This is a genomic window from Geobacillus uzenensis (genome assembly GCF_002217665.1).
In the GTDB taxonomy this organism is placed as follows: domain Bacteria; phylum Bacillota; class Bacilli; order Bacillales; family Anoxybacillaceae; genus Geobacillus; species Geobacillus subterraneus.
Genome location: NZ_NEWL01000010.1, coordinates 93,058 through 112,169, shown reverse-complemented (window position 1 = coordinate 112,169; position 19,112 = coordinate 93,058). Strand labels below are relative to the sequence as shown.

Below are 19,112 nucleotides of genomic sequence, written 5' to 3'. Positions count from 1 at the left end.
TTTTCACTCCAGCACATTTCCTTGCTCATTAATGACTTGCCCTTCAAACGCATTAACAAAATAGTCTTCCTTCCGGTTGACAACGATATGCCATGTCGGCGTCAGCACTTGCGAGGCGGTAAATTGGACAAGCCCGTAGTAGCCAAGTTCAACCTTAGTAACGCGATCCCCCGGCTGCAAATGCCCCTTTCGATAAAGCGTCTCAATCGCCTTAATGGCCGGAACGATATCTTGTTTCCGTTCGTACTTTTCCAAGTCATCGAGCATCGTCTGTTCGTAGGAAAGGGCCTCCTTCTGCTCATTAACGTGGATGACGAGCTTGCTGTTTTCATTGCCGTAAATCATTTTCCCATCGTACACTTGGTAGCAAGTCACTGTTCCTTCCTGTTTATCAAACGACCAGAAGGCGTACTGTTCTCCGTTTAAGATGTGACGCTGTAAAAACTCGCGCAGTTGATATGGATCCTCGACGTTTAAGGCGACCGGATGGGTGAACGTCCCTTTCAACTTCGTTTCCCCTTTAATTTCTACTCTTTGTCCAGAGAGCTGTTTCGTATCGGCGGCGGTAAACGATCGGCTTTTGCCGCTCACATACGCCGCTTTCGTCACCTCTTTCGGCAGTTCGACATACGTAATGCCGTTCGCCTCGAGCTGTTCTTCAATCGTCGTTTCTAAAATGACGTCAAGCTGGCTGCTGTTTCGCTTTTCCATAAACTGATAGACTAAAAAGCAATCAAGGACGAGGAACACAATAATAAAAATCGTCTTCGTTTTATTCCAGTCCATTGGTTCCCCCTCCTCTGCTCTCTTCGCCAACGTTCACCTTTTTCCACGTTTGCCCGTACAAATAAAACCAAGCCGGTTCCAGACGGATCACCTTTTCCCGTTCCGGATCTTTGACGAGCTCATAGCCGATGGCGATATCTTTCACGAGCGCTTTACGGAAGCCTTTCATTTTTTCGAGCTGCTTGACAATATCGCGTCCGGACGGCAACGTTTTCGGGGTGCGGTTGCGGTCAGCAATTTCAAGACGGAACAGCGGGCGCTGGTATTTCATTAAATCGCTTGCTCCCCATGTTTCCACGATTTCTGACATGCCATATTCGTTGAAAACCGGATAGCCGTTCACAACCAGGCGGAAAATGACTTTCCGGTCTTCTTCACTCCAGCGGGCAAAATGGTACAGATCGGTCCAGCCGCCATGTTCGTTGACAAAATCGATGCTTTTTTGAATGAGATGGGTTTCCGGATTCGTTTGACTAATGTTCGAAGCGCGTGCTGCCGGATTGACATACAACAGCGTGCGTTGGAGAAAATCAACGCCCATCAGCCGTGAACCGTCCGTATACTCTTCACCAAATGGGATCAAATCTTTTTTGACAAAGCTCGGATCGCTAAACAGCGCCTCTTTAAATTTATCGACATCTAATTCATCGGTATAGTATTGCAAGCTGCTGAGCGCCACTTCGCTTTCCGGCAAGTAAAGCTGTTTCGTTTCGCTGACCGGATAAGCAAAATAACGGGGAAAATGGTTAGCTTCTTTCGCCAGCCGTCTGATTGCCGCCAGCGAAGCGTCACTGGCGGTTGCTTTATAAATGTTTTGCTTGTCCGTTGCCATAAAATACACTAGAAACTCATCGTCTCCTTCAAGTGGGACGAGAATACGGTCGAATGACAAATCGTCCAATCCTTTATCTTCGACAGTGAAAATTAACCGGTATATGTCAATGGGTATTTCGTCTGGATAAATAATTTCCAGGCGCTCCTTGCCATTTAAAAATGTCAAAAATTTCCCCGACGGGACAGAAGACGAAATGTTTTCGAAGTCGTCGAGCGTCCACTTTTTCATTTCTTTCAGCACTTCATTTTTCTCTTCTTCCTTCGTTACGGCATAGTGGACACCATTTTTATGGATGAGCATCTGCTTCGGCTGCACAACCATCGCCGTATCCACTTGCGTGTTGCTCACGGAAACGTGCTGAATGTACTCGTCGTTTTGCAGCACGTCATATTTCGGGTGGTATGTCCATAAAACGAACGTTAACGTAATGCTGATCAGCACGAGCACTGTCAACACGACTGTTTTGATCGCCTCATACATCGTACCAGTCATCCTTTTGTTCTCGGTCTAACGGCAACGTAAAGTAAATCGTCGTCCCTTTATGTTCTTTACTTTCCGCCCAAATCGTCCCGCCGTGGGCGAGCACAACTTCTTTGGCAATGGCCAGTCCGAGGCCGGTGCCGCCCAATTTGCGCGACCGCGCCTTATCGACCCGGTAAAAGCGCTCGAAAACTTTAGCCAAATCGGCTTTCGGAATGCCGACTCCTTCGTCGCTAACGCTGACGATGATCTCATCTGCCAGCTCGCGCACGCGGAACGTAATCGTCCCGCCGTGAGGAGAGTATTTTAATGCGTTGGAGATAATGTTGTCCAACACTTGCGTAATTTTATCTTCATCCACTTCGATGAAAATCGCCTCGCGCGGAATTTTGCGGACAAACCGGATATTGTCGCTTTTCGTCAGCTCAAACCGATCAATAATGTTATGAAAATAAGCTGAGAAGTTGATCCACGTTTTTTTCAGTTTATAGTCTTTGCTGTCGAGCTTCGACAGATGAAGCAAGTCATTGACGAGCCGAATCATTCGTTCGGTTTCGTTTTGCACGACTTGAATGAACCTTGGTGCGATCTCCTTGTCTTGCCAGGCGCCATCCGCTAACGCTTCTAAATAACTTTTCATCGTCGTCAGCGGCGTGCGCAATTCATGCGACACATTGGCGACGAACTGCCGCCGCTCGCGGTCGATTTTTTCTTGCTCGGTAATGTCGTGCAAAACGACGATCAACCCGTTGACAAATCCGCCCTCTTTTTGAATGACGGACAACGATGCGCGCAAAATATACAATTCCTCATCCGTGCTGAAATCCAAAATGAGCGAATCGCGCTCCTCGAGCAGCGTTTCAAACGTATATTGATCAGCGATGCCAAGCACATCGACAATCGAACTCGACAGCACTGTTTCACGTGAAACATTCAAAATGTTGATCGCTGCGTCATTAATCAAAATCACGCGGCCGCGGCGGTCGGTCGCGATCACTCCATCAGTCATATGTGTCAGCACCGACTCAAGTTTGCGCCGCTCCCCTTCGGTCGTCGCCTGCGCTTCTTGCAGCTTTTTCGTCAAGTTGTTAAACGTCATCGCTAATTGGCCAATTTCATCATAGCCATACACCTTCACCTTGCGGGAAAAATCGCCTCTCGTCATCGCCAGCGCTTGCCGGCGCATATCGGAAATGGGCCGGGTGATCGTGCGCGACAAAAAAATGCCGAGCACGGCGGTAATGGCGAGGGCGATCCCCGTCCCGGTCGCCAAAATCATATTAATTTGCCGCATTTGTGAAAAGACGTTTTCCATTGAGGCGATGACGTAAATGACACCTTTGACTTCCCCGCTCGTTTTGATCGGCGTTGAGGAAATGTACATGCGATAGCCTGTCTTCGAATCGAGCAGCATCCGATCGACAATTTCCCCCGTGACGAGCGAACGTTTCACATAAATCTCCGTCGTTCGCTTTCCGACGATGTTTTGCATGTACGGGTTGGATGTCGCCAATACTTTTCCTTTCTCATCGATGGCGCGCACTTCTGAAATATCTTGGGAAACGAAATCATGAAGAAGCGAACGGATGTCTTCCTCCAATATCGGGCTTTTCTCATCCCGCTCCCGATTCATTGCCTGCTCCACGTTATAAGCAAGCAGCGTCACCCGTTCGTTCAATGAGCTTTTGAAGTTTTGCACAAGTTCCGTTTCCAACTTGCGGACGAAGTAGACGCCGATAATTTGCATGGCGATGAGAATCAACAATACATAAATGATGACAAACTTAAAGTGGATCGAACGAAATGGGCCTACTTTTTTCATCTCGGTTCATGACTCCTGTTCTGGGTTGCGCAAGTAGTAGCCGACTCCCCGCCGAGTAACGATCCATGACGGATGGGAAGGGTTGTCCTCAATTTTTTCGCGCAGCCGCCTTACCGTCACATCGACCGTGCGCACATCGCCGTAATAGTCGTAACCCCAGACCGTTTGCAGCAAGTGTTCGCGCGTCATCACCTGGCCAATATGTTTCGCCAAGTAATGGAGCAGTTCAAATTCGCGGTGAGTCAATTCGATCGTTTCTCCGCGCTTTTGCACGACGTAGGCGTCCGGTCGGATCACAAGCGGACCGATGACGATTTCATTCGTTTCGTTATCCTCCTCTTGGGAGGCCGTTTGCGCATGGCGGCGCAAGTTCGCTTTCACCCGCGCCAACAACTCGCGCGTGCTGAATGGCTTTGTCACGTAATCGTCCGCCCCCAGCTCCAGCCCAAGCACTTTATCAATCTCTGAATCTTTCGCCGTCAGCATAATGATCGGCATATCATATTTTTTTCGCACTTCGCGGCATACTTCCATCCCGTCTTTTAACGGAAGCATAATATCAAGCAAAATTAAATCCGGCATCGTTTCTTCAACTTTTTGAAGCGCTTCTTCACCGTCGTAAGCGCAAATGACTTCGTATCCTTCTTTTTGCAAGTTAAATTGCAAAATATCCGCAATCGGTTTCTCATCATCAACGACTAAAATGCGTTTTTCCATCTGGCTCACATCCTTCCTTCGGCGATGGAATGCTATCATTACTAATTTACCATGTTACGACGATGAAATCACTCTTTGCTGATTGCCATTTTGAGGGGCGGTTGGACGATCTCCCGCCTCTTAAAGGTTGGCAGCTTCGAAAGCATCATTCTCCCGCGCGAAAACGATGAAACAGGCATAGACGCACACGCATCTATGCCTGTTTCCTATCCGCTGCCGGCCGCTTACGCGTAGACGCTGCGGACAACGTTCGTTTGCGAGCGATCCGGGCCGACGGAGAAAATCGAGAGCGGAATGCCGGTGAGCTGGGAAATGCGCTCGACGTAATGGCGGGCGTTGGCCGGCAGTTCGTCTAGGCTTTTCACACCGGTGATGTCTTCCGTCCAACCCGGCAGTTCTTCATAAATCGGCTCGCATTCAGCCAATACTTTTAAGCTGGCCGGAAATTCCTCGATCACTTCGCCGCGGTAGCGGTAGGCAACGCAAATTTTCAACGTTTCAATACCGGTTAACACGTCAATCGAGTTGAGCGACAAGTCGGTAATGCCGCTCACCCGGCGAGCATGGCGGACGACGACGCTGTCAAACCAGCCGACGCGGCGCGGGCGGCCAGTTGTTGTCCCATATTCGCGGCCGACCTCGCGGATGCGGTCGCCGATTTCATTGTGCAGCTCAGTCGGGAATGGTCCGTCGCCGACGCGCGTCGTGTACGCTTTCGCCACTCCGACGACATGCTTGATTTTCGTCGGGCCGACGCCGGCGCCGATCGTCACCCCGCCAGCCACCGGGTTCGACGACGTGACAAACGGATATGTCCCTTGGTCGATATCGAGCATGACGCCTTGCGCCCCTTCAAACAAGACGCGGCGTCCTTCGTCGAGCGCATTGTTCAATACGACCGAGGTGTCGCAAACGTACTTAGCGATTTGTTGGCCGTACTCGTAGTATTCTTCGAAAATGTCTTCCAGTCGGAAGCCTTCAACTCCGTACACCTTTTCAAACAGCATGTTTTTCTCTTCCAAATTGCGGGCCAGCTTTTCCGCAAACACATCACGGTCGAGCAAATCGACGATGCGGATGCCGATGCGCGCCGCTTTGTCCATGTATGCCGGCCCGATCCCTTTTTTCGTCGTGCCGATTTTGTTCGCGCCTTTCCGCTCTTCTTCCAGCCCGTCCAGTTTTAAATGGTACGGCAAAATGACGTGGGCGCGGTTGCTGATGCGCAAGTTGTCGGTCGAAACGCCGCGCTCATGCAAATACGAAAGTTCAGCGACGAGCGCTTTCGGGTCGACCACCATTCCGTTGCCGATGACACAAATTTTGTCTTTATAAAAAATGCCCGACGGGATTAAGTGCAGCTTATACTTTTCCCCGTTAAACACGATCGTGTGTCCAGCATTGTTTCCTCCTTGGTATCGGGCAATCACTTCCGCATTTTCCGATAAGAAGTCAGTAATTTTTCCTTTCCCTTCATCGCCCCATTGTGTGCCGACAACAACAACTGACGACATGGCGAGCACCTCCAGTTTCCTCGGTCTAAACATTGTAAGTGTAACAGTTTTCAAGCATAAAGTCAATGAAACACGAACATTAAAAACGATTATAAGTCCTTTTATTCGTTTATTTACCGAGACAATGAAAAGATGCGCCCGCCGTCGGCACCGCGCTGTTTTATGCTCCCGGCGGAATGTGCGCCTCATCGAAGCGGCGCTCTAAGTTGACAAATTTATTATACTCCTTGATAAAAGCGAGCTGCACGGTTCCAACCGGACCGTTGCGCTGTTTAGCGATGATGATCTCGATAATGTTTTTGTTCTCGGAATCTTTGTTATAGTAATCGTCGCGGTATAAAAAGGCGACGATATCCGCATCTTGCTCAATGCTTCCGGATTCGCGAATGTCGGACATCATCGGCCGCTTGTCTTGGCGCTGCTCGACGCTGCGCGACAGCTGTGACAAGGCGATGACTGGCACCTCAAGCTCGCGGGCGAGCGCCTTTAACGAACGGGAAATTTCCGACACTTCCTGCTGGCGGTTTTCTTTGCTGCGGCCGCTTCCTTGGATGAGCTGCAAATAGTCAATGACAATCATGCCAAGGCCGCTTTCTTGTTTCAGCCGGCGGCATTTGGCGCGAATATCACTGACGCGGATGCTCGGCGTATCGTCAATGTAAATGCCAGCGTTCGATAAGCTTCCCATCGCCATCGTCAGCTTGCCCCAATCTTCCGGCGTCAGTTTGCCGGTGCGCAAGTTTTGCGCATTGATGTTGCCCTCCGCGCAAAGCATCCGCATCACAAGCTGTTGAGCGCTCATTTCTAAACTGAAAATGGCGACATTTTCGTTTGTTTTCGTCGCCACGTTTTGCGCGATGTTTAAGGCGAACGCCGTTTTCCCGACCGATGGCCGGGCGGCGACGATGATCAAATCGCTCCGCTGAAAGCCGGATGTCATCCGGTCAAGCTCAGTAAACCCGGTCGGGATGCCGGTAATTTCCCCGCTCCGGTTGTGAAGCATCTCAATGTTGTCGTACGTTTGAACGAGAATGTCTTTAATATTTTTAAAGGCGCCCGAATGTTTTCGCTGGGAAACCTCCATAATTTTTCGTTCTGCTTCATCAAGGAGAAGGTCGATCTCGTCTTCTCTTGTATAGCCATCTTGAGCGATCGATGTCGCCGTGCGGATGAGGCGGCGAAGCACCGATTTTTCTTCCACGATGCGGGCGTAATATTCAACGTTGGCCGCTGTCGGCACGGCGTCGGCGAGCTCGCTTAAGTATGAGACGCCGCCGATTTCTTCAAGCTGTTCGGAAGCGGCAAGTTCCGCCGTCACTGTAACTAAATCGACCGGCTCGCCTTTGTCGGCGACGCGAAGCATGGCGTGGAAAATTTTTTGATGGGCCGCGCGGTAAAAATCTTCCGGAATCAACATTTCCGAAGCGAGCGTTAACGCAGTGGGATCTAAAAACACGGCGCCAAGCACAGCCTGCTCGGCTTCAATGCTCTGCGGAGGAATTCGTTCAGAAAAAAGTTCGCTCATCGTTTCACCACCTTTTCCCCTATTCGCCGATAAGCAAGGAAGCCCCGCCGCAGCGGGCGGGGGCATCTTCGCATCCGGGAGTGAACCGTCACCGTTATTTTTGTTCCGTCACGTGCACTTTTAACGTTGCTGTCACTTCCGGATGAAGCTTCACCGGCACGTTTGTATATCCGAGCGCACGAATGGCATCGGCAAGCTCTATTTTCCGCTTGTCGAGCTTCAGGCCGTGCTGCGCTTGCAGCGCTTCGGCGATTTGCTTGCTCGTGATCGAGCCGAACAAACGGCCTCCCTCGCCTGCCTTCGCCGCAATTTCCACCGTCAGCTTTTCAAGCTGCTCTTTTAACTTTTTGGCATTCGCCAGCTCTTCTGCCGCTTGACGCTGTTCCTTTTGTTTTTGCGCTTCAAGCGCTTTTACATTCGCCGGCGTCGCTTCAATGGCCAGCCCTTGTTTAAACAAAAAGTTGTTCGCATAACCGTCGGCGACGTTTTTGATTTCCCCTTTTTTTCCTTTCCCTTTTACATCTTTTAAAAAGATGACTTTCATGCTGGCTTACCCCCCTCAAAATAATCAAGAATGGCTTCACGCAGCTGCCGCTCTGCCTCTCCGACCGTCACCCCGGAAAGCTGAGCGGCGGCATTCGTTAAGTGCCCGCCTCCGCCAAGCCGCTCCATAATCACTTGCACATTGACATCGCCGAGCGAGCGGGCGCTGATGCCGACCGTCCCATCTGCCCGCTTGGAAATGACGAAAGAGGCGGCGACGCCGCTCAGCGTCAGAAGCGTATCGGCGGTTTGCGCGATCAACACTTGATCGTGCACCTCGTTCTCGCCCCCCTTGGCGATGGCGATGCCATGCTCGTCGATCGCTGCCCGCTCAATCAGCTTCGCCCGTTTGACGTAATTGGCTACGCTTTCCCGCAGCAGCTTTTGCACAAGCACCGTATCCGCCCCTTGGGCGCGCAAATACGACGCCGCATCGAACGTCCGTGAACCGGTGCGGAGCGTGAAGCTTTTCGTATCGACGACAATGCCGGCGAGCAGCGCTGTCGCTTCAAGCATCGACAGTTTCACCCGTTTCGGCTGATACTCCAACAACTCCGTAACGAGCTCAGACGTCGACGAGGCGTACGGCTCCATATAGACGAGAATCGGCGCCTCGATAAATTCTTCGCCGCGGCGATGGTGGTCGATGACAACGACATGGTCGGTGCGGTACAACAGCCGCTCTTCAATGACAAGCGACGGCCGATGTGTATCAACGACGATCAGGAGCGTATCTTCCGTCACGAGCTCAAGCGCCTGTTCCGGCTTCACGCACCTTGCCCATAACTCAGCCTGTTTTTTCATTTCCTCAAGCAGCCGCTGCACCCCAGCATCCGTTTTCGCAGCATCAATGACAAGAAATCCTTCCTTTTGGTTCGATTGAACGACTTTTAAAATGCCAATGGCGGCGCCGAGCGCGTCCATATCCGGATATTTGTGCCCCATGATGAGCACTTTATCGCTCTCGGCGATCAGTTCGCGAAGCGCGTGGGAAATGACGCGGGCACGGACGCGCGTCCGTTTTTCCATCGGGTTCGTTTTGCCCCCGTAAAACTTGACTTTTCCGTTTCCTTGCTTAATCGCCACTTGGTCGCCGCCGCGCCCTAACGCTAGGTCTAAGCTCGACTGGGCGAGCGTCCCAAGTTCTGGAAGCGAGGACACGCCGGCGCCGATGCCGATGCTTAATGTGAGCTGAACCTGCTGTTTTGCCGTCTGCTCGCGCACTTCATCCAAAATCGAAAACTTGCTTTTTTCCAATTGGGTCAGTATATGCTCGTTTAATACGGCAATAAATCGGTCGGATGACGTTCGTTTTAAAAAGATGCCGTAATCATTTGCCCAACGATTTAATATAGACGTGACTAGGCTGTTCATTTGGCTTTTCGCCTGGTCATCCATCCCTTGGGTAATCTCATCGTAATTGTCGAGAAAGATGATCGCCAATACTAGCCGCTCCGCCTCATACCGCCGTCTCATCTCCATATGTTCGGTGACATCGAAAAAGTAAAGGAGCCGTTCAGAGCGGCGGACGATCACTTTCAGCTGTTTTCCATTCAGTTCAATGATTTTTTCGTCCGTTTTGCCTTTTTTGACAAAGGCAGCCAACGGCTCGGAAAGTTCAGCGAGCGGGCGGCCCACTAACGTCTGTTCGTTAAAGTAAGCCGCTAAAAATCGGTTCGACCATTCGATTTCGCCTTCCTCATCGATGAGCATAATGCCGATCGGCATCCGCATCAGCGCTTCCTCGCCGACTTTTTTTACTCGGTGCGACAGGTTGGAAATATATTGTTCGAGCTCCTTGTGTAAAGAGCGTTGCGACCAAATAACGTAGTAAAGCAAAAACCCGACGCCGAGAAGACCGACGAGCCCAAGCAACCATTGAAAATAAAACAAGCCAACAGCCATGAGCACCGCCAGAGCGGCTAACGCATAGGACGGATAGCGGTACGCTTTCCTTTCATAAAAATGGAACATTCAAGTCAGCTCCTACACTGAAGAAATGGCTCACCTTATCCAATTATTATATGCGGCGGCGCAAATCAAATCCTAAATCAATTATACCGAATATCGCCACAAGATAAAGTAGAAAAGGCAGGAATAAGCAAATAACCGTCCCCGTCACAACAACGCCTTTCCCTACGCCTTTTTTGTGAGCGGCGTAGTACAAAAACGAAAACCCTTGGACAATCATGGCCAGCTGCAACACATAAGAGACGTTCAAGACGGCAATGTACGGAAATGTCCCCTCTTCAAGCGGGAGTAGGGAAAGAACGAGCACAAGGACGTAGATCCATAATACGCTTTTGGGCAAGGAGAGCTCACGAAACGGCGGCCACGTGCCGACCGGGAGCTTCAGCCGTTTCATGACAGGCAGCGAGACGATGATCGTCACGTACGCCAGCGCAAACGAAGCGACGACAAACAAAGTCGGAATCATGTAGCCGATCAAGACAATGGCTTGCTCAAACTGTTTTTTCATCTCCGCTGGTGGCGCTTGGCCCATTCCTTCCATCACGCGCATGGCCGTATCAAACGATTCGCGCACTAGCGCGAGCGTATCTTGAATCATATCCACTTGCAGAAACTGAATCGAGATGATGTAGTCAAGCACAATGTTGGCTAAAAATACGAGCGCGCCAACGAGCAAAATAAGATAACGGTTTTTCTTTTTCGCCAGCATCGCACCGACCGCTATGCCAACGGTTCCGAACATGAGCGCCATCGGCAGCGACAAAAGCGAGCCGACTAGGCCGGAAACGACAAGCGCTGCCGCAAGCAGCAGCCAGGCGGGAGCGAGTCCGTGGCGCATGGTAAACACCATAAACGGAAGCGCTAAAAACAAGGCAGCGACGAAACCAATGAATGGCACATATAACGCGAGCAAAAACAAAACGGCAAACAGTGCAAGTTCAATCGCTGCTTCGGTGAGAGCATGCGTCTTTCGCAATGAACGTTCCCCTTTCTAACTAGTTTAACCAGCATAACATAAATAGAAAAAAGCAGTAAGGTCCCCCTTACTGCTTTTTTTCGGCTCACTCGTCCGCAACGTACGGCAAGAGTGCCATTTGGCGCGCGCGTTTGATCGCGACCGTTAATTTGCGCTGATATTTCGCGCTCGTTCCCGTCACGCGGCGCGGTAAAATTTTGCCGCGTTCGGAAATGAATTTTTTCAGCAAATCGACGTCTTTGTAGTCGATATGCGTGATGTTATTCGCCGTGAAATAACATACTTTACGGCGTTTGCCGCGTCCGCCTTTCCGTCCTGCCATTACCAATTTCCTCCCTTCTGCCTCTGTTTTGTTATCAAGTGAACTCCCCACCACCTACGCTTCGCTTAGAGGCAGGGTCTTCAAGCGACTTGTGCGTGTTCGCCGAACAGTACGCCACACACAAGAAATCCTTTCCGCTTCCCTTCGTTCCGACGGTGTCCGTTCGAACCATCAACGGTCCGATTCGTCGGCGATTGTCAGCCGGCATCCGTCTTCCGCCTGCTCATTAGGCGATCGGCCTGCACATTCCTTGAAGCAGGAGACTTGTTTCGAAAATGACGTTAAAACGGCAAATCATCGTCAGAAATATCGATCGGCTGGCCGTCATTGGCGAAAGGATCTTCATCGATGCGGCCAAACCCTTTTTCATTCGGATATCGGTGGTTCTGATCTTGTCCGAATGGGAATGGATCCCCATAGTAGCCGCCCGCTGCTGCCCCTCGTTGCTCGTTGCTTCCTTTTGGCTCAAGAAATTGGACGTTATCAGCCACCACTTCCGTCACATACACGCGCCGGCCTTCTTGGTTTTCATAGCTGCGGGTTTGCAGCCGGCCGTCCACCCCGGCCAAGCTTCCTTTTTTCAAGAAGTTGGCGACGTTTTCCGCCTGGCGACGCCAAACGACGCATTGGATAAAATCGGCTTCCCGCTCGCCCTGCTGGTTCGTGAACGGGCGGTTGACCGCGAGCGTAAACGTGGCAACAGCCACTCCGCTTGGAGTGTAGCGCAACTCCGGATCTTTCGTTAACCTGCCGACTAAGATGACACGGTTAATCATCAGAACCACCTCTTAACATGTCCAAAAAATTATTCTTCTTCTTTCAGGACGATATGACGGATGATATCTTCGCTAATGCGCGCTAAGCGGTCGAATTCTTGCACGGCTTGCGGTTCTGCCATGACGTTGAGAATCATGTAATAACCGTCGCGGTATTTTTCAATTTCATAGGCTAAGCGGCGCTTGCCCCAATCCGTCACATTCGTAATCTCCGCGCCGTTTTCTTTCAACACGTTGTTGAACCGTTCGATGACAGCTTGTCTCGCTTCATCGTCCATGTTCGGGCGGATGATGTACATAATTTCGTATTTTCTCACGCTCGTCACCTCCTTTTGGTCTAAACGGCCCTTCCGCTGAAGGGCAAGGAGCAATAACCATTACTCACATTCGTTGATTATACCATGACTAACAGCGATAAGCAAGGGAGTGTCTCGCATTCTGTCCGCGCAAACATCTTCCAGCACCACTGCTGAAAACAGCGCACGAACGGGAGAATGGTTGCTTCGGCAAATGTTATCTTTTCCCCGGACATACCGTTATGTTACACGTTAAACCGGAAGTGCATAATATCGCCGTCTTGCACTTCGTAGTCTTTTCCTTCGAGGCGCACCTTGCCGGCTTCGCGCGCCGCAGCCATCGATCCGGCGGCAACTAAGTCGGCGTACGAAACGGTTTCAGCGCGAATGAATCCACGCTCAAAGTCGGAATGAATAATGCCGGCGCACTGCGGCGCTTTCATTCCTTTTCGGAATGTCCATGCCCGCACTTCCTGCTCGCCGGCGGTGAAAAACGTCGCCAGCCCGAGCAAGCTGTAAGCGGCGCGGATGAGCTGGTCAAGTCCAGACTGCTCAATGCCGAGCTCTTGCAAAAACTGTTGTTTTTCTTCGTCGCTGAATTCCGCAATTTCCTCTTCAATTTTAGCGCAGACAACGATGACCTCGGCGTTGTCGTTCTTCGCAAACTCACGCACGGCAACGACGAACGGGTTGCTGTTTGGATCCACAACATCCTCTTCCCCGACATTGGCGACGTAAAGCATCGGCTTTGTCGTCAGCAAGTGCAGCTGTTTGACAACCTTCATTTCTTCAGCGGCAAATTCGATCGTGCGCGCCGGCCTGCCAGCTTCAAGCGTCTCTTTCAACCGCAGCAAAATGTCGTGTTCAAACGCGGCCTCTTTATCTTTTTGCTTGGCGATTTTGCCGACCCGCTCGATTCGTTTGTCAACTGTCTCTAAATCGGCAAAAATAAGTTCCAAATTGATCGTTTCAATATCGGCGAGCGGATCGACTTTGCCGGCAACATGGGTAATGTTTTCATCGTTAAAACAGCGGACGACTTGGCAAATCGCGTCCACTTGACGGATGTGCGACAAAAACTTGTTGCCGAGTCCTTCCCCTTTGCTCGCGCCTTTGACGATGCCGGCAATATCGGTAAATTCAAAGACGGTCGGCACGGTCCGCTTCGGCTGGAACATTTCCGTCAATACGGTCAACCGCTCATCAGGCACTTCGACGACACCGACGTTCGGTTCGATCGTGCAAAACGGATAGTTGGCTGATTCAGCTCCTGCCTTTGTAATCGCGTTAAACAACGTCGATTTGCCGACGTTCGGCAAGCCGACGATTCCTGCTGTCAATCCCATTCGTTCCACTCCTCTTTCCCGTTCACATCTTCCCTCATTATATGGGCTGGCGCGAAAAATGACAAGCGTACCGCCGGCCCATCACAAAAAAGCGGTTTTAAACCGTTTGCTTTGCTTCCGGCACGGTTTTTTCAATGTTGACCAAACAGTCATAAAGCGCGCTGCCGCAGCCGTTGTCCGACTCCAAATCCGACGTAAGCACGTTAACCGGCCCGCCAAACGCCCCCCATTGTCCTTCGTGAATATTGATTGTTCCCGGATAGGCGCCATCTAGCACTTTGACTGTGCCGATGAGCGAGCTGCGGTCGTTGTAGACGCGCGCTTTGTCGCCATCAGTGAGCCCTTTGTCGGCAGCCACATCGGCCGCGACTTCGATGCGCACCGTCTGCAGCGCCGGAATGAGCGGATAGTGCTGCGAATGGTTCGACCGGAGCGGGTGGATCGTCAACAGCCGGTACGGATATTTTGCGGCCAATGACGGATTTGACTCTTTTGATTCAGCCGGATACATGATGGTCAGCCGGCCATCTTTCCCTTTTTGTATTCACCCGCTCTTTCAACATCCGCCCGCGCCCGCAAATGTTCCCTTTCGTGATCGGGTGTTGTTCATCGCCGTCAATGCGCACAACGTTTCCGTCCTTCACCGTCACTTTCAGCCCGCATACGTCCCAGCAATTGAGCGGGCACGACGTCACATGTGTTGTTTCCATTGTTTCCCCTCTTCCCCTCTTCTTAAACAAAAGAGCATGGGACAACTGCCCATGCTGTGGTGGCTCACTTTCTTTATTCCCCATGCTTGACCAGCACTTTTTTCATTTTGCGGATAAACTCTTTGCGCGGCAAAAGAACGCTATGGGCGCACCCTTCACATTTAATGCGGATATCGGCGCCTAAACGGATCACCTTCCAGCGGTTCGTCCCGCACGGATGCGGTTTTTTCATTTCGACGATATCGTATAAACCAAATTCTTTCTCCTCCATCCGCTCACCCCCATGTTACAACGATTGTTCTCTTTGCGGCTTCGCCGCCGACTGTTCCTCTCCATCGCGGCGGTGCAGCACGAGTCGTGGATACGCAATCTCGATCCCCCGCTCGTCTAAAAGCATCTTCACCTCTTTGCGAATGGCCCTTCCTACACCGATATGGCGCATCGGTTTCGTTTCACACGTAATGCGAAGCACGACTTCCGGACCGGTCACATTTTGCACGCCGAGCAGTTCCGGCGGCGCGACCATATCTTCATATTTTGCCGGCAGCTGCGGCAGGAGCTCGCGAATCGCCTGCTCCGCCGCTTCAATATCCTCTTCGTAGGCGATGCTGACGTCCACAACTGCCAAGCTGTTGTGAAGCGAATAGTTCGTCACTTGCGTGATGCTGCCATTTGGCAAAATGTGCACTTCTCCAGTCCAACTTTTGATTTTCGTCACCCGCAGCCCGATCTCTTCTACGTACCCTTCAAAATTACCGATGCGAACATAATCGCCGACCGCAAACTGATCTTCAAAAATGATGAAAAACCCGGTGATGATGTCTTTCACTAAGCTTTGCGCCCCGAAGCCAACGGCCAAACCGACGACCCCAGCCCCGGCCAGCAGCGCTTTAACGGGAACACCAAACGTATCTAAAATCATCAATAGCGCAATAAAATATAGTACGTACGTAATGACGTTGTCGAGCAGCCGCGCTAACGTCATCTCCCGGCGTTCCGAAATGCGGATCGGCGCCCTTTGGCGCACTTTAAACGCATTATGGACGGCCATTTTCAACACTTTCACCGCTATGGCGCATATGAGTAGGATAAGCACAATCTTGAGCGCCCCTGTTCCGATCCGAATCCACAGCTCCTCATCCGTCAAAAACTCAAACAACCGACTAACTGTTCTTTCAATCATACTCAACGCTGGCGACACCTCTACCTTTTTTCAGTCTGCGCTTTTTATTTTAACAAGACAGACCGTTGATTTGTAGTCATGCACCGGACGAAAAAGAAAAACAAACGTCAACATGTATATCATTCTTTCATTTTCCGTATACTGTTAATACTTTTGAATCGAAAGTAGGAGTGAAGCGAATGAGCATACCGTCGATATTTTTCTCTTCCAAAGAGGAAAGAGATCGCGTTTTTTACGATGAACAAGGGGCGGCGTCCTCGATCGCCTGGCGGATCGCCTCGCTGCTTCCGGATCCGCTCGTCCAGCCGGTCGCCATCGTCTGCATCGGCACAGATCGTTCGACCGGCGATTCACTCGGACCGCTTGTCGGCACGATGCTGAAAGAGAAGCCATTGACCCGCTTTCACGTATACGGAACGCTTGAGGAACCGATCCACGCCGTCAACCTAGAAGAAAAAGTAGGAGCCATTCAGCTCATTCATCGCGATCCGTTTATGATCGCGGTCGATGCTTGCCTCGGGCGGCTGAAAAGCGTCGGCGCCATCACCGTCGCCAAAGGGCCGGTTCGCCCCGGAGCCGGGGTGAATAAGCAGCTTCTTCCCGTCGGCGACGCCCATATTACCGGAGTAGTGAATGTGAGCGGATTTATGGAATTTTTCGTCCTGCAAAATACGCGCCTTCATCTCGTCATGAATATGGCCAAAACGATCGCCAACGGCATTTATGAGGCGGAGCGGCATCTCATCCGAAAGGAGCGGCTCGCCGCCCATCCGCTTCCAAAAGACCGCCATTCATTATGGTAGGCGGCCCATCCCCCTCTTGACAGGCTATTCAAGAAGGGGATTTCTTTTCTCCTCGCCTGAAAGGAGGCAGCCGCAACGGCTAAGCGAGCGAAAGAAGGAAAACAGCTGCCGCCGTTACAAGAATGCTCGGAAGCAAATTGGCCACACGAATGTTCGTCAAACCGAGCATGTTCAGTCCGATGGCTATAATTAAAATTCCCCCGGTCGCTGTCGATTCAGCGATGAACGAATCTAACACTTCCTTTGGCACAAACCGCTCGATTTGCGTCGCCAATAAAGCGATGCCGCCTTCGTATATGACCACGGGCAGCGCAGAGAACATGACGCCGATGCCAAGCGTCGTCGTCAAAATGACGCTCGCAAAGCCGTCCAAAATCGATTTCGTATACAAGACGCTATGATCGCCGCGCAACCCGCTGTCGAGCGCCCCGACAATCGCCATCGCACCGATGACAAATAACAACGTCGCGCTGACAAACCCTTTCGCAATGCTTCCTTCCCCGTTGCCGCCAACTTTTTTCTCGAGCCATTGGCCGAGCCGGTTCAGCTTTTCTTCCCAGTTCCAAATCTCCCCGAGAATGCCGCCGAAAACGAGACTGAAAATGACGACGAGAAACTGCTCGCTTTTCATTCCCATCTGAATGCCAAGAAGCGCTACCGCCAGCCCGATGCCTCCCATTACCGTCTCTTTTACCCGTTCGGGAATTCGGTGAAACCATATCCCGATCAAAGCCCCGACAACAATGCTTATCCCGTTGACAATCGTTCCTAGCAATACCATGCTGTTCAATCCCCTCTAGCAAAAATAGATCGGCCTTTATTAAGGGGCCGCTCTACTCATCGAACTGCACGTCGAGCAGTTCCAATATTCTCTCTAAGTCTTCCGGGGAAAAAAATTCGATTTCGATTTTCCCTTTTTTCTTCGTCTGTTTAATCGTAACGTTCGTGCCGAATTTTTCGCGCAACAGCGACTCACTTTCCCGGAGAAACACGCTTTTTTCCGGCGGTTTCCGTTTCGATGTTTCACGTGAAACATTTTCGTTCATTTGCTGGACCAGTTTTTCGAGCTGACGGACGTTCAGCCCGTCGCGAACCGTTCGCTCGACGATGAACTTCATTTTTCCTTTTTGCTTTAGCCCTAAGAGCGCTCGACCGTGTCCCATCGACAGCTTGCCGTCAACGAGCAGCTTTTGTACTTCCGGAGGAAGCGACAATAGGCGCAAATGGTTGGCAATGTGCGGGCGGCTCTTCCCGACGCGGCTGGCGATTTCCTCTTGAGTCAAGTGCAGCCTGTCCATCAGCATTTTATACGCCATCGCTTCCTCGATCGGATTTAAATCCTCACGCTGCAAATTTTCCAACAGGGCAAACTCCATCATTTGCTCGTCCGTTAACTCACGCACGACAACGGGAACCGACGGCAAATTCGCCTCCTTCGCCGCCCGGTAGCGGCGCTCGCCAACGACGATTTCAAACCCCTTCGGCGAACGGCGGACGATGAGCGGTTGCAGGATGCCGTGCTGCAAAATGGATTGTTTCAGCTCCTCAATCGCCTCGGGCTGAAACGTTTTCCGCGGCTGATATGGGTTCGGATGGAGATCAGAAATGCTTACTTCGAACACCGTTTCCTCTTTCCCGTTGAGCGCGAGATTGTTAAACAGCGCATTGATGCCTTTGCCGAGACCTTTAGCCACGTTCAAGCACCTCCTTCGCCAGTTCCAAATACACTTCCGCTCCCCGCGATTTGACATCGTACAAAATAATCGGCTTGCCGTGGCTTGGCGCCTCACTCAGCCGCACGTTTCTCGGGATGATCGTTTCGTACACCTTTTCGCGGAAGTACTTTTTGACTTCCTGAATCACTTGCAAACCTAAATTCGTCCGTGCATCGAGCATGGTCAACAAGACGCCTTCAAGGCGCAAATCGTAATTGAGGTGCCGCTGCACGAGTCGGATCGTATTCAGCAGCTGGCTGAGCCCTTCAAGCGCATAATATTCGCACTGGACAGGAATCAAGACAGCATCCGCCGCCGTCAACGCGTTTAACGTCAGCAGCCCTAGCGAAGGAGGACAGTCAATAATGATAAAATCATAGACCGCTTTGAGCGGCTCGAGCGCGTTTTTGAGCCGGATTTCGCGGGAGATGACCGAAACGAGCTCAATTTCTGCACCTGCAAGCTGAATCGTCGCCGGAATCACGTATAAGTTTTCAATGTTCGTCGGGCGGATGACATCTTTTGCTTTCATATCGCCAATAATGACGTTGTAAATGCATTCGTCAACATCGCCCTTTTCAATGCCGATTCCGCTCGTTGCATTTCCTTGCGGATCAGCGTCAACAAGCAGCACTTTTTTTCCGAGATGCGCCAAACAAGCCGACAAGTTGACGGCTGTCGTCGTTTTTCCGACTCCGCCTTTCTGGTTCGCAATAGCAATGACTTTGCCCACGGTGCCACCTACCTCTACCTCTTACTCATAAATTCTATTTTATCATGAAAAGAAGAAAAATG

At 51.2% G+C, this 19,112-nt stretch carries 20 protein-coding genes and 1 pseudogene; 1 reads left to right on the top strand and 20 read right to left on the bottom strand.

Translation table 11 applies throughout. The annotated features are described in order from the left end of the window. Positions 1–3: 3 nt before the first annotated feature. The 17 genes and pseudogenes from B9L21_RS16015 to B9L21_RS15935 form a co-directional block, all read right to left on the bottom strand. A complete protein-coding gene (locus B9L21_RS16015; RefSeq protein ID WP_063167110.1) occupies positions 4–786 on the bottom strand; it encodes a two-component system regulatory protein YycI in 783 nt (260 codons plus the stop codon). Next, on the bottom strand, positions 773–2,101 hold the full coding sequence (locus tag B9L21_RS16010) for a YycH family regulatory protein (protein ID WP_063167109.1): 1,329 nt from the start codon (positions 2,099–2,101) through the stop codon (positions 773–775). The genes B9L21_RS16015 and B9L21_RS16010 overlap by 14 nt, the downstream gene beginning before the upstream one ends. Then, positions 2,094–3,923 carry a cell wall metabolism sensor histidine kinase WalK gene (gene walK, locus B9L21_RS16005; protein WP_063167108.1) on the bottom strand — a complete coding sequence of 610 codons (1,830 nt, stop codon included), beginning with the start codon at positions 3,921–3,923 and terminating at the stop codon, positions 2,094–2,096. The genes B9L21_RS16010 and walK overlap by 8 nt, the downstream gene beginning before the upstream one ends. A 6-nt stretch (positions 3,924–3,929) precedes the next feature. Beyond that, positions 3,930–4,640 (bottom strand): response regulator YycF, encoded by a 711-nt coding sequence (gene yycF / locus B9L21_RS16000; RefSeq protein ID WP_063167107.1) that lies wholly within the window; start codon positions 4,638–4,640, stop codon positions 3,930–3,932. 224 nt (positions 4,641–4,864) lie between these two features. Then, entirely contained in the window at positions 4,865–6,151 is a 1,287-nt protein-coding gene (locus B9L21_RS15995) for an adenylosuccinate synthase (RefSeq protein ID WP_063167106.1), read from the bottom strand. 160 nt (positions 6,152–6,311) lie between these two features. Then, the gene (gene dnaB, locus B9L21_RS15990; RefSeq protein WP_063167105.1) at positions 6,312–7,676 is read right to left on the bottom strand and encodes a replicative DNA helicase; all 1,365 of its coding nucleotides are present in this window, start codon (positions 7,674–7,676) and stop codon (positions 6,312–6,314) included. A 94-nt stretch (positions 7,677–7,770) separates the two neighbouring features. Continuing rightward, the gene (rplI, locus tag B9L21_RS15985) at positions 7,771–8,220 is read right to left on the bottom strand and encodes a 50S ribosomal protein L9 (protein ID WP_063167104.1); all 450 of its coding nucleotides are present in this window, start codon (positions 8,218–8,220) and stop codon (positions 7,771–7,773) included. Further along, the gene (locus B9L21_RS15980; RefSeq protein ID WP_063167103.1) at positions 8,217–10,193 is read right to left on the bottom strand and encodes a DHH family phosphoesterase; all 1,977 of its coding nucleotides are present in this window, start codon (positions 10,191–10,193) and stop codon (positions 8,217–8,219) included. Before B9L21_RS15980 ends, rplI begins: the two co-directional genes overlap by 4 nt. Before the next feature lie 46 nt (positions 10,194–10,239). After that, positions 10,240–11,166: a YybS family protein gene (locus B9L21_RS15975; protein WP_063167102.1), complete on the bottom strand. Its 927-nt coding sequence runs from the start codon at positions 11,164–11,166 to the stop codon at positions 10,240–10,242. A gap of 85 nt (positions 11,167–11,251) precedes the next feature. Then, positions 11,252–11,488 (bottom strand): 30S ribosomal protein S18, encoded by a 237-nt coding sequence (gene rpsR, locus B9L21_RS15970; RefSeq protein ID WP_008880812.1) that lies wholly within the window; start codon positions 11,486–11,488, stop codon positions 11,252–11,254. A 281-nt stretch (positions 11,489–11,769) separates the two neighbouring features. Beyond that, on the bottom strand, positions 11,770–12,264 hold the full coding sequence (ssb, locus tag B9L21_RS15965) for a single-stranded DNA-binding protein (RefSeq protein WP_063167101.1): 495 nt from the start codon (positions 12,262–12,264) through the stop codon (positions 11,770–11,772). Positions 12,265–12,293: 29 nt separating this feature from the next. Then, the gene (rpsF, locus tag B9L21_RS15960) at positions 12,294–12,581 is read right to left on the bottom strand and encodes a 30S ribosomal protein S6 (protein WP_063167100.1); all 288 of its coding nucleotides are present in this window, start codon (positions 12,579–12,581) and stop codon (positions 12,294–12,296) included. A 224-nt stretch (positions 12,582–12,805) separates the two neighbouring features. After that, positions 12,806–13,906: a redox-regulated ATPase YchF gene (ychF, locus tag B9L21_RS15955; protein ID WP_063167099.1), complete on the bottom strand. Its 1,101-nt coding sequence runs from the start codon at positions 13,904–13,906 to the stop codon at positions 12,806–12,808. Positions 13,907–14,003: 97 nt separating this feature from the next. Next, positions 14,004–14,447, bottom strand: a pseudogene (locus B9L21_RS15950) (molybdopterin dinucleotide binding domain-containing protein); the annotation flags it as partial. Beyond that, the gene (locus B9L21_RS15945; protein WP_063167097.1) at positions 14,404–14,616 is read right to left on the bottom strand and encodes a hypothetical protein; all 213 of its coding nucleotides are present in this window, start codon (positions 14,614–14,616) and stop codon (positions 14,404–14,406) included. The pseudogene B9L21_RS15950 and the gene B9L21_RS15945, both read right to left, overlap by 44 nt. 73 nt (positions 14,617–14,689) lie before the next feature. Beyond that, positions 14,690–14,887: a DUF951 domain-containing protein gene (locus B9L21_RS15940; protein ID WP_063167096.1), complete on the bottom strand. Its 198-nt coding sequence runs from the start codon at positions 14,885–14,887 to the stop codon at positions 14,690–14,692. A 15-nt stretch (positions 14,888–14,902) separates the two neighbouring features. After that, entirely contained in the window at positions 14,903–15,799 is an 897-nt protein-coding gene (locus tag B9L21_RS15935) for a mechanosensitive ion channel family protein (protein WP_063167095.1), read from the bottom strand. A gap of 179 nt (positions 15,800–15,978) precedes the next feature. On the opposite strand from B9L21_RS15935, the gene yyaC reads away from it, so the two are divergent. Beyond that, a complete protein-coding gene (gene yyaC / locus B9L21_RS15930) occupies positions 15,979–16,602 on the top strand; it encodes a spore protease YyaC (RefSeq protein WP_063167094.1) in 624 nt (207 codons plus the stop codon). Positions 16,603–16,681: 79 nt separating this feature from the next. Here yyaC and B9L21_RS15925 read toward each other — a convergent pair whose 3' ends face one another. From B9L21_RS15925 to B9L21_RS15915, 3 genes are read right to left on the bottom strand one after another with little or no spacing between them, the layout of a single operon-like run. Continuing rightward, on the bottom strand, positions 16,682–17,383 hold the full coding sequence (locus B9L21_RS15925; RefSeq protein WP_063167093.1) for a DUF554 domain-containing protein: 702 nt from the start codon (positions 17,381–17,383) through the stop codon (positions 16,682–16,684). A gap of 52 nt (positions 17,384–17,435) precedes the next feature. Beyond that, complete coding sequence (locus tag B9L21_RS15920; RefSeq protein WP_063167092.1) at positions 17,436–18,296, bottom strand: ParB/RepB/Spo0J family partition protein; 861 nt, start codon at positions 18,294–18,296, stop codon at positions 17,436–17,438. Further along, a complete protein-coding gene (locus tag B9L21_RS15915) occupies positions 18,289–19,050 on the bottom strand; it encodes a ParA family protein (protein ID WP_063167091.1) in 762 nt (253 codons plus the stop codon). Before B9L21_RS15915 ends, B9L21_RS15920 begins: the two co-directional genes overlap by 8 nt. Between the last annotated feature and the right edge of the window lie 62 nt (positions 19,051–19,112).